This window comes from Aeromonas sp. 25-AL00135, from assembly GCF_054052385.1.
Map to the genome: position 1 here is coordinate 85,159 of NZ_JBSTYQ010000015.1, position 25,996 is coordinate 111,154.

The window sequence follows — 25,996 nt, forward strand, 5'->3', positions numbered from 1 at the left end:
TCACACCCCCACTTGCAGGAACTCTTTGGCGATGGCCCGGATCTCTTCGGCGGATTTGCCATCCGGCTCGATCTCCATCACCGACAGTCCCTTCTCTTCGCTGTCGTCATAGACATTGCGGCCGTAGGTGATGGCGTTCAGGACGTCGACACCGAACGAGGAGCAAACCTCTTTCGCTTCGAGAATGCGTTTTACCTGATTGGGCAGGGCGGGGCACTGGGTCAGCACTACGGCTGCATTGAGCGTCGGATTAACCATCTTGCAGGTGGTGATGAGATCTTCCATGTGGGGCAGGGTCTTGAGGTCGCGACGTTTCGGGCGCAAGGGGATCAGGGCGTGGGTGGCGACAGCCATGGTGGAGCGCAGAGCCCGGTTATCTTGCCCGCCGCAATCGACGATGACGTAGTCGTAGCGGTTCTTCAGGCTGAGCAGGTCGTTGCGAATATTGCCATAGAGCTGTACGCAGTTGATTTGTGGTAGCTCCGGGTTGTCATTGCGCTCCTGAATCCAGTCAGAGGTGGTGCGCTGCGGGTCGCAGTCGACCAGTAACACCTCCCCCTGAAATTGGGATCTGAGGTAGACCGCCAGATTTTGTGCCAGGCAGCTCTTGCCACTCCCCCCCTTCTCTCCACCGACCAACAAGATCATGACGTTCCCCTATCCATGAGAAAACCGCTGATTTCAGTATAGGAGGGGCCAGTCTCATCACAAGGCGAGAGGAGTGATGCTCCTCTCGTTGTTTCGACTAGTAATGAACGCTGCCTCCCTGCCAGCGGCAGACATAGTCAGGTACCAGCATTTGAGGGGCCTTGTCGACATGGCATACCACCATGGGCATGGCAGGGGCTCCTTCAGCCTGACTGAGGGTGGGGAGCGCAGAGAGCAGCAAAGTCGCGAGCAACAGCATGGGTTTCATCTTCATAACAACTCCTTGGTAGTGCCATTCCTGTGTGATCTGGATCACTTTCTGAGTTAAGTCGAGGTTGGCGCCAGCGCAAGGTGAGACGAATAAATTCAATTAATGAAAAAAGTATCAAAAGGCGTTGTGGTGACCGACGAGGATGGCTGCCCACCTCGATGCGGACTTTGTGCATATTAAGTTGAGCCACACATAGAGGTGGTGACTTATGAGGCCGAGCCTGATGGGGTTGGCATCAATGCCATGATCTGGAACAAGAAAAGATTTATGCAGTGAATGTGGTCGATGTGAGTATTTATTTCTCCCGCGTTTCCCTCGTCACGGCGATGTATTCAATACATAGGGGATAATATTCAAATTCTATTTATCGCTTCATTTATTATTATGATTTTTAACGGTTTTTGTTATTTGCATTTAATCACCCCAGTGAACTGGCATGAATAAAAAATGAATCAATTTGAAATATAGCAGGGTGATTTTGCATGGTTATTCGGTGCGCTTTGTGTGGAAAATGCGCAATTTGCTACCGGGGTCATAGATTGGATGGTGAATATATTCAGTTCTGATTGAATGTGATCAATCTCTAAGTTTGCAGTGATTGGCAGGTCTAACCTCGCTCTCGAAAGGCAAGGGCAGGATAGAACACAAGCCGAGTACCCTACATAAAGAATATCCCGCCTTAGCCACGAGCATGAATAGAAGGAATCTATTCAATCACTCGCAGGGACCACTGCTAGACGGAATATAATCATGAGCAAATTTTATGTAGGTTCTGAAGTTGGCCAATTGCGCCGTGTCATGTTGCACCGCCCCAACCTCAGTCTGAAGCGTCTGACTCCTTCCAACTGCCAGGATCTGCTGTTCGATGACGTCCTGTCTGTTGAACGTGCCGGTCAGGAGCACGACAAATTCGCTCAGGTACTGCGCGATCAGAATGTCGAAGTTTTCCTGCTGACCAATCTGCTGGCGGAAACACTTGATGTGCCGGAAGCCAAAACCTGGCTGTTGCAACATCAGGTCTCCGACTACCGCCTCGGTTCTTCTTTTGCCAACGACGTGCGCTGCTTCCTGGCTGACATGCCGCACCGCGAACTGGCCCGCATTCTCTCCGGCGGCCTGACCTACTCCGAGATGCCCTACAGCGGTGTCAACATGGTAGTGGGCATGCACGCTCCGACCGATTTCATCATCGAGCCGCTGCCCAACCACCTCTTTACCCGTGACACCTCCTGCTGGGTTTATGGTGGCGTCTCCATCAACCCGATGGCCAAGCCGGCTCGTCGCCGCGAAACCAACCATGTGAAGGCTATCTATCGCTGGCACCCGATGTTTGCCGGTCAGGACTTCATCAAGTACTTCGGTGACGAGGAGCGTGACTACGACAACTCCACCATCGAGGGTGGCGACGTACTGGTTATCGGCCGCGGTGCCGTGCTGATCGGCATGTCCGAGCGCACCACCCCGCAAGGTGTCGAGCACCTGGCTCGCAGCCTGTTCAAACACGGTCAGGCCAAACAGGTCATCGCCATGGAGCTGCCGAAACACCGCAGCTGCATGCACCTGGACACCGTAATGACCCATATGGATATCGACACCTTCTCCGTCTATCCGGAAGTGATCCGCAAGGATGTGCAGTGCTGGAGCCTGACTCCGGGCGGCGCCACCGGCATGAACATCAAGGAAGAGGGTTACTTCGTCACCGCTATCGAGAAAGCGCTGGGCGTGGATCAGCTGAAGATCATCACCACTGGCGGTGACAGCTTCGAAGCCGAACGTGAGCAGTGGAACGACGCCAACAACGTACTGACCGTACGTCCCGGCGTGGTGGTGGGTTACGAGCGCAATACCTACACCAATGAGAAATATGACAAAGCCGGTATCACAGTCCTCTCCATCCCGGGTGATGAACTGGGCCGTGGCCGCGGCGGCGCCCGCTGCATGAGCTGCCCGATGGAACGCGACAGCATCTGATGAGACGGTGTGGCGCCGGCAGAAGCTGGCGCCACACAGAACCAAACTCGAGATTAACCACTATGAAAAAACCAACTGTCGTCGTCGCTCTGGGTGGCAATGCACTGCTCCGTCGTGGTGAGCCACTGGAAGCGGATATCCAGCGCAAGAACATCGCCACCGCCGCCAAGACCATCGCCCTGATCGCTCAGGAGTACAACGTGGTGCTGGTGCATGGCAACGGCCCGCAAGTCGGCCTGCTGGCTCTGCAAAACAGCGCATACACCAAGGTATCCCCCTATCCGCTGGATGTGCTGGGTGCCGAGTCCCAGGGCATGATCGGCTACATGCTGATCCAGGAGCTGAAAAACCTGATGCCGAGCCGCAACGTCACCGCGCTGCTGACTCAGGTGCAGGTCGATCCCAAGGATCCGGCATTCGCCAACCCGACCAAATTTATCGGCCCCGTCTACGAAGAGGCTGAAGCCCGCACCCTGGCAGAAGAGAAGCACTGGGTGGTCAAGGCTGACGGCAAGTTCTTCCGCCGCGTAGTGCCGTCCCCGCTGCCCCAGCGCATCGTCGAAGGCGACGCCATCGAAACCCTGATTGCCCAGGGTCACCTCATCATCTGTACCGGTGGTGGCGGTATCCCGGTGACCTGGGATGGCCAGAGCCTGACCGGTATTGAAGCCGTCATCGACAAGGACATGTCTGCCGCCTATCTGGCCAAGCAGATCAAGGCCGACGCCCTACTGATCCTGACCGATGCCGATGCTGTCTACCTGGATTGGGGCAAACCGACCCAGCGTCCACTGCGAGTCACCAGCCCGGACGAGCTGGCCGGGGTCAAGTTCGACGCAGGTTCCATGGGGCCGAAAGTCGAAGCCTCTTGTGAATTTGTCAAAGCGACCGGCGGCATGGTCGGCATCGGCTCGCTGGAAGATGGCCTCGCCATCCTCAAAGGGGAAGCCGGCACCAATATCGTCGCCACCCGCACCGTACATGCGTAATTACCGACATCTGTACTGAGAATGCGTAGTCAACACTACTGCCCGAACTGGTCTGAAACTTATATAGAGAGAACTCATCATGGCTTTTAATCTGCGTAACCGTAACTTCCTGAAACTGCTGGACTTCACCCCGCGCGAAATCCAATACATGATCGACCTGGCCATCGACCTGAAGAAAGCCAAATACGGTGGCTACGAGCGCAAGCATCTGGTCGGCAAGAACATCGCCCTGATTTTCGAGAAGACCTCCACCCGTACCCGCTGTGCGTTTGAAGTAGCGGCCTTCGACCAGGGCGCTCAGGTCTCCTACCTTGGCCCAAGCGGTTCCCAAATCGGTCACAAGGAGTCCATGAAGGACACCGCTCGTGTACTGGGCCGCATGTATGACGGTATCGAATACCGCGGCTACGGTCAGGAGATCGTGGAAGAGCTGGGCGCCTACGCCGGTGTCCCGGTCTGGAACGGCCTGACCAACGAATTCCACCCGACCCAGATCCTGGCCGACTTCATGACCATGCTGGAGCACGGCAAGGGCAAACGTCTGGATCAAATCAAGTTCGCCTACCTGGGTGATGCCCGCAACAACATGGGTAACTCCCTGATGGTCGGCGCCGCCAAAATGGGCATGGACATCCGTCTGGTCGCGCCGAAAGCCTTCTGGCCGGAAGAGGAGCTGGTTGCCAAGTGCCGCCAGATCGCCGAAGAGACCGGCGCACGCATCACCCTGACCGAAGATGTGAAAGAGGGTGTGCTGGGTGCTGACTTCCTCTACACCGACGTCTGGGTATCCATGGGTGAAGCGAAAGAAGCCTGGGATCAGCGCGTCAAACTGATGACCCCGTATCAGGTCAACATGGATGTCATCAACGCCACCAAGAACCCGGATGTGAAGTTCATGCATTGCCTGCCGGCGTTCCACAACGACGAGACCACCATGGGCAAGGAAGTGGCTGACAAATATGGCATGAAAGGCCTGGAAGTGACCGAGGACGTGTTCGAATCCGAGCACAGCATCGTGTTCGACGAGGCCGAAAACCGGATGCACACCATCAAGGCAGTGATGGTTGCTACGCTGGGCGACTAAGGTCGCAGTAGTGGTGCCGGGGGGCGACCCCCGGCTTTTCGACCATGTGACAGCGGCATAATACCTCTAACCCTACAACCCGCAGCCTGCATGGATACCACACCCACAGAAGGAAGCTGGACCATGACCAAATTCAAGTTCCCGTCAGCCTACACGATACTGTTTGTGCTGATCGCCCTGGTGGCCGCCCTGAGCTGGATAGTGCCGGCCGGCAAATATGAGATGACCATGAACGAAGCCCTCGGCAAAGAAGTGCCGGTGGCGGGTACCTACAAACTGGTGGAGGGGAATCCCCAGGGGATAGTCGATGTGCTGCTGGCACCTATCGATGGCCTCTACAACCACGACACCTATGAGGCAGGCGCCATCGACGTCTCCCTCTTTATCCTGATCATCGGTGGTTTTCTTGGCATTGTGACCAAGACCGGTGCCATCGATGCCGGTATTGAACGTGTGACCGACCGCCTGCGCGGCCGGGAAGAGTGGATGATCCCGATCCTGATGGCGCTGTTCGCCGCAGGCGGCACCATCTACGGCATGGCCGAAGAGTCGCTGCCTTTCTACACCCTGCTGGTACCGGTGATGATGGCCGCACGCTTCGACCCTGTGGTGGCGGCGGCAACCGTATTGCTGGGCGCCGGTATCGGAACTCTCGGTTCCACCATCAACCCGTTTGCCACCGTTATTGCCGCCAACGCCGCCGGTATCTCCTTCACCGACGGTATCTGGCTGCGCGTCGCCATGCTGGTGGCTGGTTGGTTGCTCTGCGTTGCCTACGTCATGCGTTACGCCAAGATGGTGCGCAGCGATCCGAGCAAATCCCTGGTAGCTGACAAGTGGGAAGAGAACCGTGCCCACTTTCTCGGCAACAAGAGCGACCAGATGCTGGAGTTCACCCTGACCCGTAAAATCGTGCTGGGTATCTTCGTCGCTGCCTTCGCCGTGATGATCTACGGTGTGGCCGTGCTGGGCTGGTGGATGGCGCAGATCTCCGGCGTGTTCCTGGCTGCCGCCATCATCGTTGGTCTTATCTCCCGCATGAGCGAGGAGGAGTTGACCTCCAACTTTATCGACGGTGCTCGCGACCTGCTGGGTGTGGCGCTGATCATCGGTATCGCCCGCGGTATCGTGGTGGTAATGGATAACGGTATGATCACTCACACCATTTTGCACAGTGCAGAAGGGATCGTGACCGGCCTCTCCACCATCGTCTTTATCAACGTGATGTTCGTGCTGGAAGTGGTGCTCTCCTTCCTGGTGCCGTCCTCCTCCGGTCTGGCCGTACTGACCATGCCGATCATGGCGCCGCTGGCCGACTTCGCCAACGTGGGCCGCGATCTGGTGGTGACTGCTTACCAGTCTGCCTCCGGTCTGGTGAACCTGGTGACCCCGACCTCCGCCGTGGTCATGGGCGGCCTGGCTATTGCCAAGGTGCCTTATGTGCGCTGGTTGAAGTGGGTGGCTCCGTTGCTCGGTATCCTGACCGTGCTGATCGTGGTCTGCCTGAGCCTGGGCGCCGTGCTCTCCTGAGGGATAACAAGCAAGATGAAGCGGGAGCCTTCGGGCTCCCGTTTTTTATAGGCGCAAGAAGTGATGGGCACAAAGTCGCAGGCAACAAAAGGGCGACCCGCGGGTCGCCTCAATACATTTGGGGGAGAGAGCTTAGCGGGCCTGCGCCAGTGTGCGCACCACGGCGGCATGGGCCTGACGGGTACGGCTGATATGGCGCGGCGCGACCAGTACCACGTCATTGCCCGCGACGGCGCCCATGATCTCGGGATTGGCGTTGCGATCCAGCAGGCGAGCCACCACGGTGGCGGCGCCCGGAGTGGTGTGGATCAGCACCATCTGCTGGTTGTGCACCACTTCGCGCACCATGTCGTGGATCGAGCGGGTGCTGCCGGCGGGCTCCAGCTGCTCGTCGACCAGGGTGTAGACCTTCTTGCCGTTGGCATTCTGGGCCTTGGCCACGCCGAGGCGGCGCAGCAGGCGGGAGATGGTGGATTGGCTGATGTCGGCAAAGCCGCGCTCCGACAGCTCGCGGCGGATCTCTTCCTGGGTGCTGTAGCAGTGCTGACCGATGATCTGGCGACAGGCATCCAGCTGGGCCAGGTCGGGCTCTTGGGCAACGGGACGACTGAGGGTTTTGACCACGGCGAATTCCTTTGATGATGACCGGAGGTAAACGCGCGATATCTGCCATAGCAGTCAGTTATCAGGCAAAAACACTGATAATCCATCTATATGCAGGGAATGAGCGGGCATTACCATCTTGCGATGGCAAATTATAGCTGACTGGAAATTCGGTGATGTGACAGGGTTCAAAAATGGGCCCCGCGGGGCCCAATCAGATATCAGTAACGCTCGCTGACGATGTCCTGAGTGAAGGACTTCTCGCAATATTTGCACTTCATCCGCACCACGCCTTTCACTTCGCGCACCCGGAAGTAGCTGTCTACCGGCTCGTTGTGGGAGATGCAGTTGGAGTTGGGGCAGTGGAACACCCCGGCGATGAACTCCGGCAGCTCCAGCTGGTGCTTCTTCACCACATTGAAGTCTTCGATGATGTTGACGGTCGCTTTCGGGGCGAACAGCGCCAGCTGGTTGGCCTGTTGCTCGGTCAGGCGGGTATTCTCAATCTTGATGAGATCCTTCTTGCCCAGCGCACCGGATTTCAGGTTGAAGCCGACGGTGATCCGCTCCTGGGTTTCAACCAGCTGGAACAGCTTGAGGATCTTGATGCCCTGGCCAGCGGGGATGTGATCGATGACGGAGCCGTGACGGATGGCTTCGACTTGCAGTTGGTTCTTGTCAGACATGATATTCCCCTAAGCTCAGACAGTTTCGTTCAGTACCAGTGCCAGCAGCGCCTGGCGTGCATAGACCCCGTTCTCCGCCTGCTGGAAGTAGCAAGCGTGGGGAGTCTTGTCGACCGCCACATCGATCTCGTCGACGCGGGGCAGGGGATGCAGGATCTTCATGGTGGGCTTGGCCCCTTCCAGAGTCGCCAGCTCCAGAATGAACTTGGCGGCCATGTGCTTGTATTCGGTCTCGTCGAAGCGCTCTTTCTGGACGCGGGTCATGTAGAGGATGTCCAGCTCCGGCATCACCTCTTCCATGGTCTGGTGGACGCTGAACTGGATGCCCTTCTCTTCCAGCTCTTCGCAGATGTAGTCCGGCATCGCCAGCGCTTCCGGGGAGATGAAGAAGAAGCGGCAGTTGAACAGGCTGAGGGCCTGGGCCAGCGAGTGCACGGTGCGGCCATATTTCAGGTCACCGACGAAGGCGACGTTGAGGTTGTCCAGACGACCCTGGGTCTCATGGATGGTGAACAGGTCGAGCAGGGTCTGGCTCGGATGCTGGTTGGAGCCGTCGCCGCCGTTGATGACCGGCACGCGGGAGAACTCGGAGGCCAGACGGGCAGCCCCCTCTTTCGGGTGGCGCATCACCACCGCATCCGAGTAGGAGCCGATGATCTTGATGGAGTCAGCCAGCGTCTCGCCCTTCTTGGCGCTGGTGTTGCCACCGTCGGCGAAGCCGATGATGTTGCCGCCAAGGCGCTGTACCGCGGTCTCGAACGAGAGGCGGGTGCGGGTGGAGGCTTCGAAGAAGCAGCTGGCAACCAGCTTGTCTTTCAACAGGCTGGTGTCAGGTTCAGCCTTCAACCGTTGTGCGGTTGAGACTACCAGTTCCATTTCTGACCGGGTCAGGTCCGAAATGGAGATGACATGTTTCTTATAGAGTGGATTGGTCATCGTCTGCATTCCCTTTGACATCATTGGAGGTTTTTCGGGCACAAAAAAAAGCCCCTGAAACAGGGGCTTTTTTTAAAAATAACTGGGGATCGTTGGGGTGGGAACCGGAAACAACGGGGCCGCTCTGGTGCGCACCACCCGTCTGCAAGGCTGTTTTCTGAATCAAAAACTGCATCGTTTCGTCCCGACCTTTTTCAAAACCGGACAGATTATAGGGCCGCTTTTTTAATTGTCAAAATTTTATTTCCGATGCCAATTTCAGCATGAAAAACGTTTAAGTGGCGGAAACATGACGACAAATCCACACCTTGTGCGTCTCTTGCAGCGATTCCCCATCGCGGGCCATGGCGCGCAAATAACCGAGTCTGTGGTGTCCTTCCAGCAAGCAGTAGGGTTGCGGCAGCGGTTGCCCGTTCGGGTAGCTGGCACCCTCTTCCGGCACCAGCACGATGACAGGTTCGGGCCAGGTGCCGTCGCTCAGCATCTTCTCGCCGAGCCAGGAGCGGCGCACATAGCGATTGCTGCGCAGCATCTCGCCCCAGCGCTCGATCACCTCCATATGGCGGGAGTCCACCTGATCCACCAGCTGCGCGGTGGGCCAGCTTTCACAGGTGAACTGATGGCTGGCGAGATCGATAAAGCTCCAGTTGGACTCAAAACCGCGCCAATGACGGTAAATCCACTGGGAAAGCACATTTTCAGGAATAAAGGGCACCAGCGGCGCGACCCGTTCAAGATAGGCGGGCAGGGACTCTGTTTTGCGTTCATCCCTGAAGTTGAGGGGCGCCAGTTGTTGGAGCAGTCGGTAATTGAGCATAAGTGGCCTCCCGGTACCTGATTTCACCCTACCCCCATTTATGTTCCATTCCTACCCCGGCAGGGCTGCAAATACAGCAAGTTATCCCGCTTTGCTGCACAAACAAGCGCGACTTGTTCGGGATTTGTGCAATCGCATCGAAAGCGTAAAAAAAGCCTTTACCTTTGATCTCCACTTTGTATACTACGCCTCGTTTGTTGCAGGGGCGTAGTTCCAATTGGTAGAACAGCGGTCTCCAAAACCGATGGTTGCGGGTTCGAGTCCTGCCGCCCCTGCCATTTTCAGAAAGGCCAGCTCATTGAGCTGGCCTTTCGCATTTCCGGCGTTCACCAATTTATCCCTCTCTCCTTTCTTTTCTCTCTCTTCTCCTTCTAGCCGCTAGCCCCGGTGACTGTGGCCACATTGATCTCGATGTCTGCCGCAAGAGCGTTCAATGTGCAGCAACCCGCTGTTTAAACACGGTGACCAGCCGCTGGTGGCGGGCGGGGAGCGGCCACTCGGCGCGGTAGATCAGCCAGAGGGTGTCGATCACTTCAATGCTGCTCTGGATCACCCGGACCTTCTCCTGCTGGGCAAAGGCGGTGACGGCGAAGCGGGGCAGCACGGTAAAGCCGAGGCCGCGGGCGACCGGCTCCAGGATCAGGCCGATCTGGTTGGTAAAGCCGCGCAGCGGGATCTCGTCAACGCGCTGGCCGGGGTAGCGTCGTCCCAACAGGCGTTGTGCCATGCTGCGGCCATCCGGGTGGTCGATAAAGCCGAGCTGACAGAGGTGCTGCCAGCTCTGCTCCTCGCCGTCGTTGGGCACCACCAGACAGAGGGGTTCGCGGGCGAAGGGCTCGGTGGCGATGCTGGGATGCTCCGGCGGTTGATCCACCAGTCCCAGATCGCTGCGCCCCGCCAGTACCGCCTGCACTATGTCGGGGGTGGGGGCAAAGCGGTGCTGGATGGTGAGTCCGGGGTGCTCCTGTTGCTGGTCGAGCAGCAGGGGATAGAGCAGCAGACCGATGCTGCCCGGGGTGGACAGGGTGATGGCGCCGCGGTGAGGGTCATCGTCCGAGAGGCGCGCCCGCAGCTGTTCGGCGGCCTGCGCCTGCTGGCGGGCGAAGTCGAGCAGCACCAGCCCGCGCGGAGTGAGCTCCAGCTGACGGGGCTTGCGCAGCAGCAGGGTGCCAAACTCGGCCTCGAGACGCGAGATATGCTGACTGACGGCGGCCTGGGTGAGATCCAGCCGCTCGGCGGCGCGGGTAAAACTGCCGGTTTCATGCACCACCACCAGGGTGTGGAGCCAGAGTGGATTAACCATAAATTTAATTTATACCTTCCATTACTTTGGCCTTATTTTTCATTATGTCGCCCCTTCCTATCATGTCACCTGTTTCCCACACACAATTTCAAGGTGACGTATGACCTATCCACGCAACTTCTCCCACATCGGCATCACGGTGACTGACCTCGACAAGGCAGTCGAGTTCTATACCAAGGTGATGGGCTGGTATCTCATCATGCCGGCGACCACCATCACCGAGGATGACTCCGCCATCGGCGTGATGTGCAACGACGTGTTTGGCCCGGGCTGGGGCTCCTTCCGTATCGCTCATCTCTCCACCGGCGACAAGATCGGCATCGAGCTGTTCGAGTTTCCCAACAGCGAGCAGCGCGAAAACAACTTCGAATTCTGGAAGACCGGGGTGTTCCACTTCAGCGTGCAGGATCCGGATGTCGAGGGGCTGGCAGCGCGCATCGTCGCAGCGGGCGGCAAGCAGCGGATGCCGGTACGCGAGTACTACCCGGGTGAGAAACCCTACCGCATGGTTTACATGGAAGATCCCTTCGGCAATATCGTCGAGATCTACAGCCACAGCTATGAGCTGACCTACTCCGCCGGTGCATATCAGGGGTAAGTGACAGGCCGCCTTCGGGCGGCCTGCTGCTTTGTTGTTACAAGAGTCAGTAGCATGGAATAGCGATCTGCTTCACACGAATAGCGCGTTCTGTTGTTGATAGATGGGAAAATATACAGATTCACTAAAGTCTGTTCATATTGCGGCCGATAGCCTTTGATACATCAGGGTTTTCCCTGCCTGACACAACAACAAGGATTCGTCGTCATGACCCTCTCTCTGCGCGGCAAGCTGCTGGCCACCAGTCTTGGCGTAGTGCTGCTGATGGCATCACTGCTCGGCATCGTTGCCTTTCACACCCTAAAATCCCGCACCATGAGCGCCATCCAGAGCGAGGCGGTCAACTATGGCCACGCCTACTCAGTCGCTATCGGCGAATGGATGACGGATCGCAAGAACACCGTCCATGCGCTGGTCAACCTGATCAGCGATAACCCCCAAGCCGAGCTGGTGCCGCACCTGAAGCAGGCCTACACCTCGGGCGGCTTCGGCCTCACCTATTTTGGCTCCGCGCAGGGGGTGATGACCCGGCAGGATCCCTCCCTCAACACCGGCAACTATGACCCGCGCGAGCGCCCCTGGTATCAGGATGCGGTGAAGGCGGGGCAGCTGATCGTCACAGCCCCCTATGTCAGCGTCACCATGCAGAAGCTGGTGGTTACTCTTTCCGAGCCGGTGCGCCATCAGGGGGAGCTGGTCGGCGCCGTGGGGGCCAACCTGGCGCTCGACAAGCTGATCGACGAAGTGCTGGCGATGAAGGTGCAGGGTGAGGGCTACGCCATGCTGCTCGACAGCAGTGGCCTCATCGTCGGCCATCCGCAGAAGGATCTGGCGCTCAAGCCCATCGCCGAGCTGGCGCCGGGACTTTCTGCCGCCACCTTCCAGCAGTGGGGCCGCGAAAACAGCGAGCTGCACGCCGCCACCCTCGACGGGCGCGACGTGCTGCTGGCGGTACAACCGGTGCCGGGCACCGATTGGCTGCTGGCCATGGTGATGTATCGCGATGTGCTGGAGGCGCCGCTCAGCAGCCTGCTGTGGGAGCTGGTGGGGCTGACCCTGGTGCTGATGCTGGTATTCAGCGCCCTGCTCACCGCCACCTTCAAATACCTGTTCGCCGATCTCGGTCGGGTCGCGCACGCCCTGCACGACATTGCCCACGGCGAGGGGGATCTCACCGTTCACATCAACACTCACAGCAAGGATGAGGTGGGTCAGCTGGCCCAGAACTTCAACCAGTTCGTGGCGCGGCTGCACGGTATCGTCAGCCGGTTGCGGGATGTGACCGTCGAGCTGGCGGCACAGTCTCGCGCTCAGGCGGCCGGGGCGCAGGCCCGCAGTCAGCGGGTTCGCCAGCAGCAGGACGAGATAGTGATGGTGGCGACCGCGGTGACCGAGATGGCTTCCGCTACCCAGGAGATCGCCGGCAACGCCGAGTTTGCCGCCACTACCGCCACCGATGCGGTCGCACTGGCGGTCGCCGGCCAATCCCAGGTTGGCCAGAGTCAGCGCAGCATTACCGGTCTGGCGGACGAAGTGGCCGATGCCAGCCAGATCATCAATGAGCTCGACAGCCATGCCCAGAAGATCAGCGGCATTCTGGCAACCATCAGCGGCATCGCCGAGCAGACCAACCTGCTGGCGCTCAACGCCGCCATCGAGGCGGCCCGGGCCGGTGAGCAGGGACGCGGCTTCGCGGTAGTGGCGGACGAGGTGCGGGTGCTGTCGCGCCGTACCCACGACTCTACCGACGAGATCCAGCAGATGATCGAGACCCTGCAGCAGACCACCCGTCGCGCCGTGGGTGGCATGGAGACCAGCCGTCAGCTGGCGGGTACCAGCGTCGAGGATGCGGAAGCGGCCAACCAGAGCCTTGCCCGGATCAACGAGGCGATCGGCTCCATCAGCGACATGGCGACCCAGATCGCGGCGGCGGCCGAGGAGCAGACTTCAGTGACCGGCGAGATCAGCCGCAATACCGAGAATATCCGCCACGTCTCGCAAGAGCTGGCCGAGCAGGCGGGCAACGAGGCGGCGCAGGCGGCCGAACTCAAGTCGCTGACCGAGCGGCTGGAGCAGGAGATCGGCCGCTTCCGGCTTTAACATCCCGCCACGTCAGCAACAGAAAGGGCAGCCCGCGGGCTGCCCTTTGTTATTTCACGACTGGCTTAAAGAGTCTGTTTGACCCAAATCAGCTGGTCGGTGGCAAAGCCCAGCGACTTCGCCTTGGCGACCAGCGCATCCACCTTCGCCTTGGGCGGGTTGGGTGAGCGGGAGAGGATCCAGAGGTAGTCGTGGTTGTAGCTGGTCACCAGCGAGAGCTGGTAATCGGGATCGAGATCGATGACGTTGTAGCCGCCGTAGAAGGGGCCGAAGAAGCTCACCTTGAGCCGCGCCTCGTCAGGACTATCGACGAAGTAGGCCTTGCCCTCGGCTTCGCGCCAGCTGCCATCGCTCTGCTTGCCGCGGTTGAGCACCTTGACGCCGCCATCGTCCCGCAGGCTGTAGGTGGCGCTCACCTGCTCCAGCCCCCGTTCGAAGCTGTGGTCGAGGCGGGCAATCTCATACCAGGTGCCAAGATAACGATCGAGCTGGAAGCCGGTAACGGGGCGGATGCCATCGGCAATCCCGGTACAGGCTGTCAGCAGCAAAGCGGTGAACAGGCAAAGCAGTGAACGCATAAGTAATCCCTCTCTTGTTATCCCTCGATGATGCGCAGCTGGCCATCCCGGAAGCGGGAGGCCTGATCCGTCGGCGTGCTGCCGAAGAAGCGCTTGTACTCCCGACTGAACTGGGAGTTGCTCTCGTAACCGACTCTGGCCGCCGCGGTACCCGCCTTGATACCGTCGTGCAGCATCATCATCCGCGCCTTGTGCAGGCGAAACGACTTGATGTACTGCAGCGGCGAGGTGGCAGTGACCGCCTTGAAGTGGTGGTGAAAGGCGGAGACGCTCATGTTCACCTCCCGCGCCAGCTCCTCCATGGTGAGGTTGTCGGCATAACGGGACTCTATCATACGCAGCACCCGGGCGATCTGGCCCACATGGTTGTGGCGATTGGCGAGCGCCTGCAGCGCCGGGCCGCCCCCCTCGGTGAGGGCGTGGAACAGCATCTCCCGCACCGTTTGCGGTCCCAACACCCTGGCGTGCAGCGGGTTGTCCATCAGCTCGATCAGTCGCTCGGCAGCGCAGAACATGGTTTCGGACAGGGGGACCGAGTGGACGCCGCTCTTTTGCGGCGCGGGGGCGGGCAGGGCATCGCCCAGCTCCAGCAGCAGCTCTTGCAGGGTGACCAGATCGATCTCGATGGTAAAACCGATAAGCGGCTGCTCGGGGGAGGCGAAGCACTCGCACTCGCAGGGCAGCGGCAGGGTCATCAGCAGATAGTGGTTGGGGTCGTAGCGAAACACCTGATCCGCCAGATAACCCACCTTGTGTCCCTGCAGGATAACGATCATCCGCGGTTGGTAGAGCACCGGGGTGCGGCCATGGTGCTCGGTGGTATAGATGAGGTTGACCTGTTTCACCGGTGATGGGGTGATGCCGGGTGCAGTGATGTGGCGGGTCAATCTGGCGGCGAGGTCGCTGTAACGGTTTTGCATGGGTGCTCTTTGATTCGATAGTTCCGGTTTTTGCTGCTTTGTAGAAATAGGCAAGAATCAAGCAGGATGTTGTCTTGATGGTAGGGTTATTCTGGAGAAAAATGCAATCACGATTTCGCGGCCAGGCCGCCCTGACTATCAGAAGAAGGCAATGTCGATGAACAACTTTACTCTCCATACCCCGACCAAAATCCTGTTCGGCCAAGGGCAGATCGCCCAGTTGCGCGAGCAGCTCCCGAGCGATGCCCGCGTCATGATCACCTATGGCGGCGGCAGCGTGGTACGCAGCGGCTTGCTGGAGCAGATCCGCAACGAGCTGGCTGGCATGACCCTGTTTGAATTTGGCGGCATCGAGCCGAACCCGGCCTACGAGACCCTGATGGGTGCAGTGGAGCTGGCCCGTGCCGAGCGGGTCGACTTCCTGCTCGCCGTTGGCGGTGGTTCCGTGCTCGATGGTACCAAGTTTATCGCCGCTGCCGCGCACTACGATCTGGCCAAGGATCCCTGGCACATTCTCGAGACCGTCGGCAACGAAGTGCGTTCCGCCATCCCGCTCGGTTCCGTGCTGACCCTGCCGGCGACCGGTTCCGAAATGAACATGGGTGCCGTCATCACCCGTCGCAGCAGTGGCGACAAGGTGCACTTCTTCTCGCCGTTCGTGATGCCGCGCTTCGCCGTGCTGGATCCGGTGCTCACCTACACCCTGCCCGAGCGTCAGGTGGCGAACGGGGTGGTGGATGCTTTCGTCCACATCGTGGAGCAGTACCTCACCTATCCGGTCAACGCCAAGGTGCAGGATCGCTTCGCTGAAGGCTTGCTGCTGACCTTGATCGAAGAGGGCCCCAAGGCGCTGGCCGAGCCGCACAACTACGAGGTGCGCGCCAACATCATGTGGAGCGCCACCATGGCGTTGAACGGCCTGATCGGCGCCGGTGTGCCGCAGGATTGGGCCACCCACATGCTGGGTCACGAGCTGACTGCCCTGCACGGCCTCGACCACGCCCAGACTCTGGCGGTGGTGCTGCCCGCCCTGCTGCAGGCCAAGCGCAAACAGAAACATGCCAAGCTGCTGCAATACGCAGAGCGGGTGTGGGGTCTGAACAGCGGCAGCGAAGCGGAGCGCATCGACGATGCCATCGCCGCGACCCGCGACTTCTTCGAGCGGATGGGGGTCAAGACCCGACTGCGCGACTACGGTCTGAAAGATCTGGGGATCGACACCCTGATCGGCAAGCTGGGTGAGCACGGTATGACCCGTCTGGGCGAGCACGGCGACATCGATCTGGTGCAGAGCCAGCATATTTATGAAGCGGCCTGGTAAGGGCCGCCAATCGGTGCCAAACGGGCGAAACGATTGAATTGCCGGGGCCCTCTCCCGCCATCTGGCGGCTGAGCGGCCCCGCTTTTGTTGGGAAAATGTTACTTTTCGGCGTTTCGCTGCGAGAAGTGCGACGAAAGCGGATTTCGTAAGAACAAAAAACGCTAAGATAGAGGGCCGGTAAAACATTTTTTTTGACTGGTTGGATCACTTTTTTCAGCCGTTTTTACTGGTATAAGCCTCTAATTTGGTTTGTTTTTTTTAATCGTAGCCAGGGATGGGCTGAATTCTGTACGAGTGCCGTCGGGACTGCGGTTGTAATAAAACTCCAAAATTTGATACTAATCACCTTCGCGCCTGAAAAGCGGGGGCCTGACCATGACAGGAGGTTGAGGTAAAGCCTACTGATTTTCATAACAAAGAGCCCTGGACCTGCACTTTGGTCATGTCTTGTTTCGTCAGAAGTGAGACACTGGGCAGCGATTGTTTATTAACCATCAGGGAATAGTCATGCAGATTGGAATACCGAGAGAGAGTCTCGCCGGTGAGACCCGGGTCGCAGCGACCCCGGCTACCGTCGAGCAGCTGAAAAAGCTCGGCTTCGAGGTCGCCATCGAGACCGGCGCAGGCCTGTCGGCCAGCTTCGATGATGCCGCCTTCGAGGCTGCCGGTGCCAGCGTGGTGCCGAATGTCTGGCAAGCCGACCTTATCTTCAAGGTCAATGCGCCGACCGATGCCGAGATCGCACAAATTAAAGATGGCGCCACTCTGGTGAGCTTCATCTGGCCTGCCCAGAACCCTGAGCTGGTCAAGAAGCTGTCCGAGCGCAACATCAATGTGATGGCGATGGATATGGTGCCGCGGATCTCCCGTGCCCAGTCCCTCGATGCCCTCTCCTCCATGGCCAACATCGGTGGCTATCGCGCCGTGGTTGAAGCTGCGCACCAGTTCGGTCGCTTCTTCACCGGTCAAATCACCGCAGCCGGTAAAGTGCCGCCTGCCAAGGTACTGGTGATCGGTGCCGGTGTTGCCGGTCTGGCTGCCATCGGTACTGCCGGTTCTCTCGGTGCCATCGTGCGTGCGTTCGATACCCGTCTGGAAGTGGCCGAGCAGATCGAATCCATGGGTGGGGAATTCCTCAAGCTGGACTTCGGTGGCGAAGACGGTGCATCCAGCGATGGTTACGCCAAAGTCATGTCCGATGAGTTCATCAAGGCCGAGATGGAGCTGTTCGCCCAGCAGGCCAAAGAGGTGGACATCATCATCACCACCGCCCTGATCCCGGGCAAGCCGGCTCCCAAGCTGATCACCAAAGAGATGGTCGACAGCATGAAGCCGGGCTCCGTCATCGTGGACATGGCCGCTCAGGCTGGCGGTAACTGTGAATACACAGTGCCGGGTGAACTGCATGTCACCGCCAACGGCGTCAAGGTGATTGGTTACACCGATCTGCCGGGCCGTCTGCCTGCCCAATCCTCCCAGCTCTACGGTACCAACCTGGTCAACCTGATGAAGCTGATGTGCAAGGAGAAGGACGGCAACGTTGCCATCGACTTCGAAGACGTGGTTCAGCGCAACATGACGGTGATCCAGGCCGGTGAAGTGACCTTCCCGCCGCCCGCCATCTCCGTCTCTGCTGCCCCGCAGAAACCGGCCGCCGCCAAACCGGCCGCCAAGAAAGAAGAGGCCAAGCCCTCCAACAAGAAGTTCGTGTTCGGTGCCATCGGTATCGCCGCCTTCGGCTGGATTGCGTCCGTTGCCCCGGCAGCCTTCCTCTCCCACTTCACCGTATTCATCCTGGCCTGTGTGGTCGGTTACTACGTGGTGTGGAACGTCTCTCACGCCCTGCACACGCCGCTGATGTCGGTCACCAATGCCATCTCCGGCATTATCGTGGTCGGTGCCCTGCTGCAGATCGGGCAAGGGTCGACCCTGGTCACCGCGCTGGCGTTCATCGCCGTGCTGATTGCCAGTATCAACATCTTCGGCGGCTTCACCGTCACTCAGCGCATGCTGAAGATGTTCCGTAAGGATTAAGGGGGTTTAACGTGTCTCAAGGACTGGTAACAGCATCCTATATCGTTGCCGCCGTGCTCTTCATCCTCAGTCTCGCGGGACTGTCGAAGCAAGAAACGGCCAAGCATGGCAACCTGTTCGGTATCGCGGGTATGGCCATCGCCCTGCTCGCCACCGTATTCAACCCGGAGACCAGTGGTGTTCACTGGATCATTCTGGCCATGGTGATCGGCGGTGCCATCGGCGTGCGTCTGGCACTCAAGGTCGAAATGACCGAGATGCCCGAGCTGGTGGCCGTGCTGCACAGCTTCGTGGGTATGGCAGCGGTGCTGGTGGGCTTCAACAGCTTCATCGATCTGCACCCTTCTGCACCTGCTGAGGTCGTCGTCTCCGTCGGTTCCAATCTGGATGCCACTCTGGCAGCCGCCCGTGCGGCGTTCGAGCAGGCCAACAGCGTTGCTCAGGTCGAGCACCTGACCGGCGCCATGCTGAACATCCATCTGGTCGAGATCTTCCTGGGCGTCTTCATCGGTGCCGTAACCTTCACCGGTTCCGTGGTTGCCTTCGGCAAACTGCGCGGTCTGATCTCCTCCAAGCCGCTGATGCTGCCGCACCGCCACAAGCTGAACCTGCTGGCCGTGGTCGCTTCGCTGGCGCTGATGGTCTACTTCGTCAACGCGGGCGGCTCTACCTTCGCCCTGCTGGTGATGACCTTGATCGCCTTCGCCTTCGGCTGGCATCTGGTTGCCTCCATCGGTGGCGCAGACATGCCGGTGGTGGTCTCCATGCTGAACTCCTACTCCGGTTGGGCGGCGGCGGCGGCGGGCTTCATGCTCTCCAATGACCTGCTGATCGTCACCGGTGCCCTGGTGGGCTCCTCCGGTGCGATCCTCTCTTACATCATGTGCAAGGCGATGAACCGCTCCTTCATCTCCGTGATCGCCGGTGGCTTCGGCTCCGATGGCGTGGCCTCCACGGCTGATCAGGAGATGGGCGAATACCGCGAAACCAGCGCCGAGGAAGTGGCTGACCTGCTGAAAAACTCCAGCTCCGTCATCATCACCCCGGGCTACGGCATGGCGGTGGCGCAAGCCCAGTATCCGGTGGCTGAAATCACCCAGAAGCTGCGTGATCGCGGCGTCAAGGTGCGCTTCGGTATCCACCCGGTGGCCGGTCGTCTGCCTGGCCACATGAACGTGCTGCTGGCGGAAGCGAAAGTCCCGTATGACATCGTTCTGGAAATGGACGAGATCAACGACGACTTCGCCGATACCGACACCGTGCTGGTGATCGGTGCCAATGACACCGTCAACCCGGCCGCGATGGAAGATCCGGGCAGCCCGATCGCCGGTATGCCGGTGCTGGAAGTGTGGAAAGCGCAGAATGTCATCGGCTTCAAGCGTTCCATGAACACTGGCTACGCCGGTGTCCAGAACCCGCTGTTCTTCAAGGAAAATACCCAGATGCTGTTTGGCGATGCCAAGGCCAGCGTCGAGGCCATCCTGAAAGCACTGTAAGTGCCATTCAGAGACTGGATATCAAGGAGGCTTCGGCCTCCTTTTTTATTGCTCATCCCTTGTATATCCTCAATCCATACGGACCATGAGGGATCTCCATGATGTGGTGTCAGGGTTGGCGAAGGATCGGGTTGTACGGCTGGCTGCTGGCCTTCCTGTTTGGTGCTGGTTCGGCCGTAGCAGCGGACGAGCCGCCGACTCTGACGCTGCTGACCGAGCTGTGGCCCCCTTATGTGATGCGTGGTGACAATGGCGAGCTGGCTGGCGCCGATCTCGATCTGGCCTGTACCGTGTTGCGCCAGATGGGTTATCGCACCGAAATCAGGGTACTGCCCTGGAAGCGGGTTCTGCAGCAGGCCCGTCTCAGGCAGGGGGATGCGGTGCTCGATGTCTTCTTTGAACCTTCCCGCCAGCACTGGCTCCACTACCCCGAAGAGCCGCTCTCTTACAGCGGTGAAGTGCTCTTCTATCCATCGGCTCGTCCGGTGGATTTCAAGCAGCTCTCCGACCTCAAGGGTCTGCGGATAGGTATTCAGGAAGATTATGCCTACAGCCCCGATTTTCTGACCGATCCCGGGGTGATCCGGATGCCGATGACGGGGGAGGGGAATGCCATCAAACAGCTGCATCTGATGATGGCCGGTCGGCTGGACGGGGTGGTGCTCAACGAGCGGGTCGGTCGTTATCTGTTGCACACTCAGGGGTTGCAGGATCAGGTGAACCACGGCTCGCGCCTGCTGACCGACGACAACCGCAACTTCCTCGCGTTTACCCACAAGCCCGGCCACGACCAGCTGGCTATCCGCTTCTCCTCTGCCCTCAAGGCATTCAAACAGACTCCCGCCTACAAGCAGTTGCTGGCCCGCTATCACCTCTGAGTTGCTGCCCTGCTGTGCGCCGCTTCACAATTTGTCGCACTTTGTTAAAAGGTGGGCATAATGGCGAACAAAAAGGGGATGCCGCTCAACATTAGTTGATCTTGTTGATAGTAGAATCAACTGCGGTTTACTCAAAGTTACTCATATATGTCCACAGTAGCCACCACTGACCAGATCAATTCGTTAACGGATGAAGAACGTCATCTGATCGCCAGTTTCGAGCCCGCGGTCGAGGCGCTGGCCGCGCTGTTTGGCGCAGGGTGCGAGGTGGTGTTGCATGCGTTCGATACGCTGGATGCATCGGTTATCAAGATTGCCAACGGCCATGTCACCGGTCGTCGGGAGGGGGCGCCGGTCACCGACTTTGCCCTCAACCGCTTGCAGGGGGAGGCGGGCAGCCAGTGGAGCAGCTACTTCAGCCGTACCCGCGACGGGACGCTGATGAAGTCCTCCTCCATCACCATCAGCAACCGGCAGGGCAAGCCCATCGGCATGCTCTGCGTGAACTTCAGTCTGGATACCTCCCTTGGCAGCCTGCTCGATACTTTTGCGCTGCCAGCGGCACCGGCTCCGCTCAACAACGAGACCTTTGCCAGCTCGGTGGATGATCTGGTGAGCCAGGTGATTGAGAAGGTGGATCGGGACGATTCGCTCTCCTGCACGGTGCGCAACAAGGAGATAGTGACCCGGCTCTTCGACATGGGGATCTTCGAGATCAAGGAGGCTGCCCAGCTGGTTGCCCGGATGCTCGGCATCTCCCGTCATACTGTTTATCTGCATATCCGCAATCACAAGGCGGATCTGAACAAGCAATAACTGCCTGCGGGCACCCTGAACATGAGAAACACTGCGATGAAAGCACAATGGACCGACTTTATTACCTTGCTCAAGCGTGAAGTGGTGCCGGCCCTGGGCTGTACCGAGCCGATGTCGGTGGCGCTGGCGGCGGCCAACTGCCGCAAGCTGCTGGGGGAGACTCCGACCCGCATCAGCGTCTGGGTCAGTGGCAATCTGTTCAAGAACGGCATGGGGGTCGGAGTGCCGGGCACCGGCATGATCGGCCTGCCGGTGGCCGCTGCGGTCGGCATCACAGGGGGCAACCCGGATGCCGGGCTGGAGGTGCTCAAGACCCTTACACCAGAACAGGTGGAAGCGGCCAAGACGTTGCTGCCGGTCATCAAGGTGGATGTGAAGGATGTGCCGGACGTGCTCTATGCCGAGGTGCTGGCCGAAGTTGAAGGGCACAGTGCCCGGGTGGTGATCTGCACCGACCACACCCGCATCATCCTGATGGAGAAGGATGGCGAGGTGCTGATGGAGCAGGCCAGTGCCCCCGGCGTGCAGATCCAGCCGGCCAAATCCGCCAAACCGGCCATGACCCTGCGGGAGATCGTCGATTTTGCATTGGAAGTGCCGCTGGCGGAGATCGACTTTATCCGCGAGGCCGCCACCATGAATCAGGCGCTGGCAGATGAAGGGTTGCAGGGTTACGGTCTGAAGATCGGCAAGATCCTTACCGAACAGGTGGAGCGCAAGCTGCTCTCCGATGACCTGATGACGCTGGCGATGCGCCTCTCCTCCGCCGCCTCCGATGCGCGGATGGATGGTGCCATGCTGCCCGCCATGTCCAACTCCGGTTCCGGCAATCAGGGCATTGCCGCCACCATGCCTGTGGTCGCGGCTGCCCGCTTCCTCAAGGCGAGCGACGAGCAGCTGACCCGGGCACTGGTGATGAGCCATCTGGTGGCCATCTACATCAAGACCTATCAGAACAAGCTGTCAGCCCTCTGCGCCGCCAGTACCGCCGCCATGGGGGCCGGTGCCGCCATTACCTGGCTGCTGGGCGGCCAGTATCAGCAGATCAGCCACTGCATCAACAACATGATTGGCGATGTCTCCGGCATCATCTGCGACGGCGCGGGCAGCGCCTGCTCCATGAAGGTCTCCACTTCCACCTCGGCGGCGGTAAAGTCTTCGCTGATGGCCATCAACAACCTGCATGTCCCCCAGAGCGAGGGGATCGTCTCCGATGACGTGGACCAGACCATCGCCAATCTGGGCCGCCTCTCCAAAGAGGGGATGCTGGATACCGACATCGAAATCATCAACATCATGCGAGCGAAACAGCAGAAGCAGTGAATCTGTGACAAGGGGGCGATAGACCCCCCTTGTTCTTGTCACGACGGCGAAGACCGTCTGACACGGTTGCTAGGGCAAGCATGGCGCTTGCTCTTGTTTCTCGGGCCCAAGCCCGCTTTTTGGGGAGTCATACCATGACATTTAGCGTTATCGGCAATCTGGCCATCGCCGCCATCTTGCTGTTCTTTCTCTACCGGTTACAGGAAAAACATGTGAGCTTCACCCGCCGGGTATTTGCCGGTCTGGGGCTCGGTATTCTGTTCGGCGCCGCGTTGCAACTGCTTTACGGTGCAGGTTCGCCCGTCATTGTTCAGACCATCGACTATCTGGATATCGTGGGTAGCGGCTATGTGAAGCTGCTGCAGATGATCATCATCCCGCTCATCATGGTCTCCATCATCAGCGCTATCTTGAAGCTCAATGGCGGCACCGCGCTGGGCAAGATCAGTGCCATGACCATAGGCGTGCTGATCTTCACCACCGCCATCGCCGCCGGGGCAGGCATCCTGATGTCCAACCTGTTTGGCCTGACCGCTGAAGGGCTCACCTCCGGTGCCGCCGAAAGCGCCCGTGGCGCCGCGCTGCAGACCACCCTCGGCAGCGTCGAGAGTATGTCGTTTGCCAAGATGATGCTGGAGTTCATTCCGGCCAACCCCTTCCTCGACATGACCGGGGCGCGCAAGACCTCCACCATCGCCGTGGTGATCTTCTCCATCTTCATCGGCCTCTCCGCTACCGGCATCGCCCGCAAGAAGCCGGAGATCTTCGCCAGCTTCAGCCACTTCGTGGCTGTGGCTCATGCCATCGTGATGCGAATGGTGACTCTGGTGCTGCGCCTGACCCCGTTCGGCGTACTGGCGCTGATGACCAAGGTGGTCTCCGGCTCCAACTATGCGGATATTCTCAACCTGCTCAGCTTTGTGATGGCCTCTTACGGCGCCATTGCCATCATGTTTGTCGTGCACCTGCTGCTGGTGAGCATGGTCGGCATCAACCCGTTGCGCTTCCTCAAGAAGATCACTCCGGTGCTGGCGTTTGCCTTCACCTCCCGTACCAGTGCGGGCTCCATCCCGATGAACGTGCAGACCCAGACCAAGTCGCTGGGTATTCCGGAGGGGATCGCCAACTTCGCCGCCTCCTTCGGTTCCACCATCGGCCAGAACGGCTGTGCCGGTATCTATCCGGCCATGCTGGCCGTGATGATTGCCCCGACCGTAGGGGTCAACCCGATGGATCCCGGTTTCATCATGACCCTGATCGCCATCATCACCGTCAGCTCCTTCGGGGTGGCCGGCATTGGCGGCGGTGCCACCTTTGCCGCACTGATCGTGCTCTCCGCGCTGGACTTCCCGGTGGCGCTGGCCGGTCTGCTCATCTCCATCGAGCCGCTGATCGACATGGGCCGTACCGCGCTCAACGTCTCCGGCTCCATCACCGCAGGGACGGTCACCAGCCGCCTGATGGGCGAGACCGACATGCATGTGTTCAACAGCGATCACGAAGTGAGTCTGGACGGCGAAGAGTCCACCGTCTGATTTGCTGTCGGTTGATCTGCTCGTGGAAAGGGGTGACTCTTTCCCGTCATAGACCGCAGGGAGGGCATGCCCTCCCTGCGCCATTGAGAGGAAAAACAATGAGAATTCTGATCATCGGTGGCGAAGCCGCCGGTATGAGTGCGGCCGCCAAGGCGCGCCGTCTGGCCAAAGATGCCGAAATCGTGGTGTATGAGGCCTCCGAGGTGATCTCTTTCGGTGCCTGCGGCCTGCCTTACTTTGTCGGCGACGAGTTTCAGGAGCCCGGCTACATGGCCGAGTTCACCCCCGAGCAGTTCGCCGCCAAGGGGATCGAGGTCAAGATTGGCCATCGGGTATTGAGCGTCGATGCGGCGGCCCAGACTCTGGTGGTAGAGCACAACGGCGACACCTTCACCGACCGCTACGATCGGCTGATGATCGCCACCGGTGCCCGCGAAGTGATGCCCCCCATCCCCGGTTTGCTGCAGCAAGGGGTATTCGGTCTGCGCCGGATGGCCGACGGGCTTGCGCTCAAAGCTGCGGTTCAAGACAAGAACAATCGCCGCGCTGTGGTGATTGGCTCCGGCTTTATCGGGCTGGAGGTGGTAGAGGCGCTGGTCCATCAAGGCAAAGAGGTGCGTCTTATCGAGCTGGCGGATCGGGTCATCCCCGATGCGTTTGATGGCGAGATCACCCAGCATATCGAAACAGAACTGCGCGAGCAGGGAGTCTCCCTCCATCTTGGCGAGCGGGTTGAAGCGCTGCTGGGGGATGGCCGGGTGACCGGCGTGCGAACCAGCCAGGGCGAGTACGAGGCCGATATCGTGGTGGTCTGCACCGGGGTCAAGCCCAACACCGAGTTTCTGGCCGATACCGGTATCGAGCGGCTCGGTAACGGCGCCATCAAGGTGGACCGTCAGGGGCGCAGCTCGCTCGCCAACGTCTGGTCAGCCGGTGACTGTGCCAGCGTCTGGCACAGCGTGAAGCAGCAGCAGGTCTATGTGCCGCTCGCCACCATCGCCAACAAGCTGGGGCGCATGGTAGGCGAGAATCTGGCGGGTGCCGAGCAGGAGTTCCCCGGCACTCTGGGTTCCGCCGCGCTCAAGGTGCTGGGGCTGGAGGCGGGTCGTACCGGCCTCTCCGAGCAGGAAGCCAAGGCGATGGGCATCGACTATCGCACCGTGGTGATCAAGGACAAGTGCCACACCAACTACTGCCCGGGTCAGTCCGACATTCACGTCAAACTGGTCTATGAGGCGGGCAGCAAGCGGCTGCTGGGTGGTCAGATCCTCGGTCGCAAGGGGGCGGTCCACCGCATCGACGCGCTGGCGGTGGCCATCACCATGGGAGTGACCACCGAGCAGCTCGGCATGCTGGACTTTGCCTACGCGCCGCCCTTCTCCCGCACCTGGGATGCCCTGAACGTGGCGGGTAATGTCGCGAAGTAAGCGTTGCAATGACGGCGTTGGGAAGGCGCCGTCACGCTGACCCTGGTCTGCAGAGTCTCTGCGGGTAATATCAGTGGCTAAATTGCAGCGATAAAAAAACCGATGCCTTGGCATCGGTTTTTGTTACCGGTT

Annotated in this window: 24 protein-coding genes and 1 tRNA gene; 15 read left to right on the forward strand and 10 right to left on the reverse strand. The window is 59.4% G+C overall.

Going from position 1 to position 25,996, the window contains the following annotated elements; all coding sequences use genetic code 11:
* Entirely contained in the window at nt 1-648 is a 648-nt protein-coding gene (locus ACW5XC_RS14910) for an AAA family ATPase (protein WP_005339716.1), read from the reverse strand.
* A gap of 97 nt (nt 649-745) precedes the next feature.
* Nucleotides 746-922, reverse strand: coding sequence for a hypothetical protein (locus ACW5XC_RS14915; RefSeq protein WP_005339717.1), 177 nt, complete (start codon nt 920-922; stop codon nt 746-748).
* Between the two features lie 747 nt (nt 923-1,669).
* On the opposite strand from ACW5XC_RS14915, the gene arcA reads away from it, so the two are divergent.
* The 4 genes from arcA (at nt 1,670) to ACW5XC_RS14935 (ending at nt 6,493) form a co-directional block, all read left to right on the forward strand.
* Nucleotides 1,670-2,890 (forward strand): arginine deiminase, encoded by a 1,221-nt coding sequence (gene arcA / locus ACW5XC_RS14920; RefSeq protein WP_005339718.1) that lies wholly within the window; start codon nt 1,670-1,672, stop codon nt 2,888-2,890.
* A 62-nt stretch (nt 2,891-2,952) separates the two neighbouring features.
* Complete coding sequence (gene arcC, locus ACW5XC_RS14925) at nt 2,953-3,879, forward strand: carbamate kinase (RefSeq protein WP_005339719.1); 927 nt, start codon at nt 2,953-2,955, stop codon at nt 3,877-3,879.
* 79 nt (nt 3,880-3,958) lie between these two features.
* Nucleotides 3,959-4,963 carry an ornithine carbamoyltransferase gene (gene argF, locus ACW5XC_RS14930; RefSeq protein WP_021231476.1) on the forward strand — a complete coding sequence of 335 codons (1,005 nt, stop codon included), beginning with the start codon at nt 3,959-3,961 and terminating at the stop codon, nt 4,961-4,963.
* Nucleotides 4,964-5,086: 123 nt separating this feature from the next.
* The gene (locus ACW5XC_RS14935; RefSeq protein WP_005339725.1) at nt 5,087-6,493 is read left to right on the forward strand and encodes a YfcC family protein; all 1,407 of its coding nucleotides are present in this window, start codon (nt 5,087-5,089) and stop codon (nt 6,491-6,493) included.
* A 132-nt stretch (nt 6,494-6,625) separates the two neighbouring features.
* Here the strand turns inward: ACW5XC_RS14935 and ACW5XC_RS14940 are convergent, their stop codons facing one another.
* The 5 genes from ACW5XC_RS14940 to ACW5XC_RS14960 all read right to left on the reverse strand — a co-directional run bounded on the left by ACW5XC_RS14940 (nt 6,626) and on the right by ACW5XC_RS14960 (nt 9,535).
* Nucleotides 6,626-7,117: an arginine repressor gene (locus ACW5XC_RS14940; protein ID WP_005339728.1), complete on the reverse strand. Its 492-nt coding sequence runs from the start codon at nt 7,115-7,117 to the stop codon at nt 6,626-6,628.
* Between the two features lie 200 nt (nt 7,118-7,317).
* Nucleotides 7,318-7,782 (reverse strand): aspartate carbamoyltransferase regulatory subunit, encoded by a 465-nt coding sequence (pyrI, locus tag ACW5XC_RS14945; RefSeq protein WP_005339730.1) that lies wholly within the window; start codon nt 7,780-7,782, stop codon nt 7,318-7,320.
* 15 nt (nt 7,783-7,797) lie between these two features.
* Nucleotides 7,798-8,718: an aspartate carbamoyltransferase gene (pyrB, locus tag ACW5XC_RS14950; RefSeq protein ID WP_005339735.1), complete on the reverse strand. Its 921-nt coding sequence runs from the start codon at nt 8,716-8,718 to the stop codon at nt 7,798-7,800.
* On the reverse strand, nt 8,699-8,893 hold the full coding sequence (locus ACW5XC_RS14955; RefSeq protein ID WP_013724188.1) for a hypothetical protein: 195 nt from the start codon (nt 8,891-8,893) through the stop codon (nt 8,699-8,701). The genes pyrB and ACW5XC_RS14955 overlap by 20 nt, the downstream gene beginning before the upstream one ends.
* A gap of 99 nt (nt 8,894-8,992) precedes the next feature.
* A complete protein-coding gene (locus ACW5XC_RS14960) occupies nt 8,993-9,535 on the reverse strand; it encodes a hypothetical protein (protein ID WP_042054841.1) in 543 nt (180 codons plus the stop codon).
* A 201-nt stretch (nt 9,536-9,736) separates the two neighbouring features.
* On the opposite strand from ACW5XC_RS14960, the gene ACW5XC_RS14965 reads away from it, so the two are divergent.
* Nucleotides 9,737-9,813 (forward strand) — tRNA-Trp (locus ACW5XC_RS14965).
* Between the two features lie 152 nt (nt 9,814-9,965).
* Here the strand turns inward: ACW5XC_RS14965 and ACW5XC_RS14970 are convergent.
* Complete coding sequence (locus ACW5XC_RS14970; protein ID WP_042054840.1) at nt 9,966-10,838, reverse strand: LysR family transcriptional regulator; 873 nt, start codon at nt 10,836-10,838, stop codon at nt 9,966-9,968.
* A gap of 100 nt (nt 10,839-10,938) precedes the next feature.
* On the opposite strand from ACW5XC_RS14970, the gene ACW5XC_RS14975 reads away from it, so the two are divergent.
* Complete coding sequence (locus ACW5XC_RS14975) at nt 10,939-11,436, forward strand: lactoylglutathione lyase family protein (protein ID WP_042054839.1); 498 nt, start codon at nt 10,939-10,941, stop codon at nt 11,434-11,436.
* A 207-nt stretch (nt 11,437-11,643) separates the two neighbouring features.
* On the forward strand, nt 11,644-13,536 hold the full coding sequence (locus ACW5XC_RS14980) for a methyl-accepting chemotaxis protein (RefSeq protein ID WP_005357549.1): 1,893 nt from the start codon (nt 11,644-11,646) through the stop codon (nt 13,534-13,536).
* A gap of 65 nt (nt 13,537-13,601) precedes the next feature.
* Here ACW5XC_RS14980 and ACW5XC_RS14985 read toward each other — a convergent pair whose 3' ends face one another.
* On the reverse strand, nt 13,602-14,114 hold the full coding sequence (locus ACW5XC_RS14985) for a lipocalin family protein (protein WP_042054838.1): 513 nt from the start codon (nt 14,112-14,114) through the stop codon (nt 13,602-13,604).
* A 17-nt stretch (nt 14,115-14,131) separates the two neighbouring features.
* Nucleotides 14,132-15,034, reverse strand: coding sequence for an AraC family transcriptional regulator (locus ACW5XC_RS14990; RefSeq protein ID WP_042054837.1), 903 nt, complete (start codon nt 15,032-15,034; stop codon nt 14,132-14,134).
* A 157-nt stretch (nt 15,035-15,191) separates the two neighbouring features.
* Between ACW5XC_RS14990 and yqhD the strand changes: the two genes are divergently transcribed.
* From yqhD to ACW5XC_RS15030, 8 genes are all read left to right on the forward strand, one after another.
* A complete protein-coding gene (yqhD, locus tag ACW5XC_RS14995; protein WP_042054836.1) occupies nt 15,192-16,355 on the forward strand; it encodes an alcohol dehydrogenase in 1,164 nt (387 codons plus the stop codon).
* A 507-nt stretch (nt 16,356-16,862) separates the two neighbouring features.
* Nucleotides 16,863-18,389 (forward strand): Re/Si-specific NAD(P)(+) transhydrogenase subunit alpha, encoded by a 1,527-nt coding sequence (pntA, locus tag ACW5XC_RS15000; protein ID WP_021231470.1) that lies wholly within the window; start codon nt 16,863-16,865, stop codon nt 18,387-18,389.
* 11 nt (nt 18,390-18,400) lie between these two features.
* On the forward strand, nt 18,401-19,885 hold the full coding sequence (pntB, locus tag ACW5XC_RS15005; protein ID WP_005339759.1) for a Re/Si-specific NAD(P)(+) transhydrogenase subunit beta: 1,485 nt from the start codon (nt 18,401-18,403) through the stop codon (nt 19,883-19,885).
* A gap of 98 nt (nt 19,886-19,983) precedes the next feature.
* Nucleotides 19,984-20,763, forward strand: coding sequence for a substrate-binding periplasmic protein (locus ACW5XC_RS15010; RefSeq protein ID WP_042054835.1), 780 nt, complete (start codon nt 19,984-19,986; stop codon nt 20,761-20,763).
* A 147-nt stretch (nt 20,764-20,910) separates the two neighbouring features.
* Entirely contained in the window at nt 20,911-21,579 is a 669-nt protein-coding gene (locus tag ACW5XC_RS15015; protein ID WP_042054834.1) for a helix-turn-helix transcriptional regulator, read from the forward strand.
* Between the two features lie 21 nt (nt 21,580-21,600).
* Nucleotides 21,601-22,902 (forward strand): L-cysteine desulfidase family protein, encoded by a 1,302-nt coding sequence (locus ACW5XC_RS15020; RefSeq protein ID WP_042054833.1) that lies wholly within the window; start codon nt 21,601-21,603, stop codon nt 22,900-22,902.
* A 134-nt stretch (nt 22,903-23,036) separates the two neighbouring features.
* Complete coding sequence (locus tag ACW5XC_RS15025; RefSeq protein WP_005341918.1) at nt 23,037-24,437, forward strand: L-cystine transporter; 1,401 nt, start codon at nt 23,037-23,039, stop codon at nt 24,435-24,437.
* Between the two features lie 98 nt (nt 24,438-24,535).
* Entirely contained in the window at nt 24,536-25,864 is a 1,329-nt protein-coding gene (locus ACW5XC_RS15030; RefSeq protein WP_042054832.1) for a CoA-disulfide reductase, read from the forward strand.
* Nucleotides 25,865-25,996: the final 132 nt, after the last annotated feature.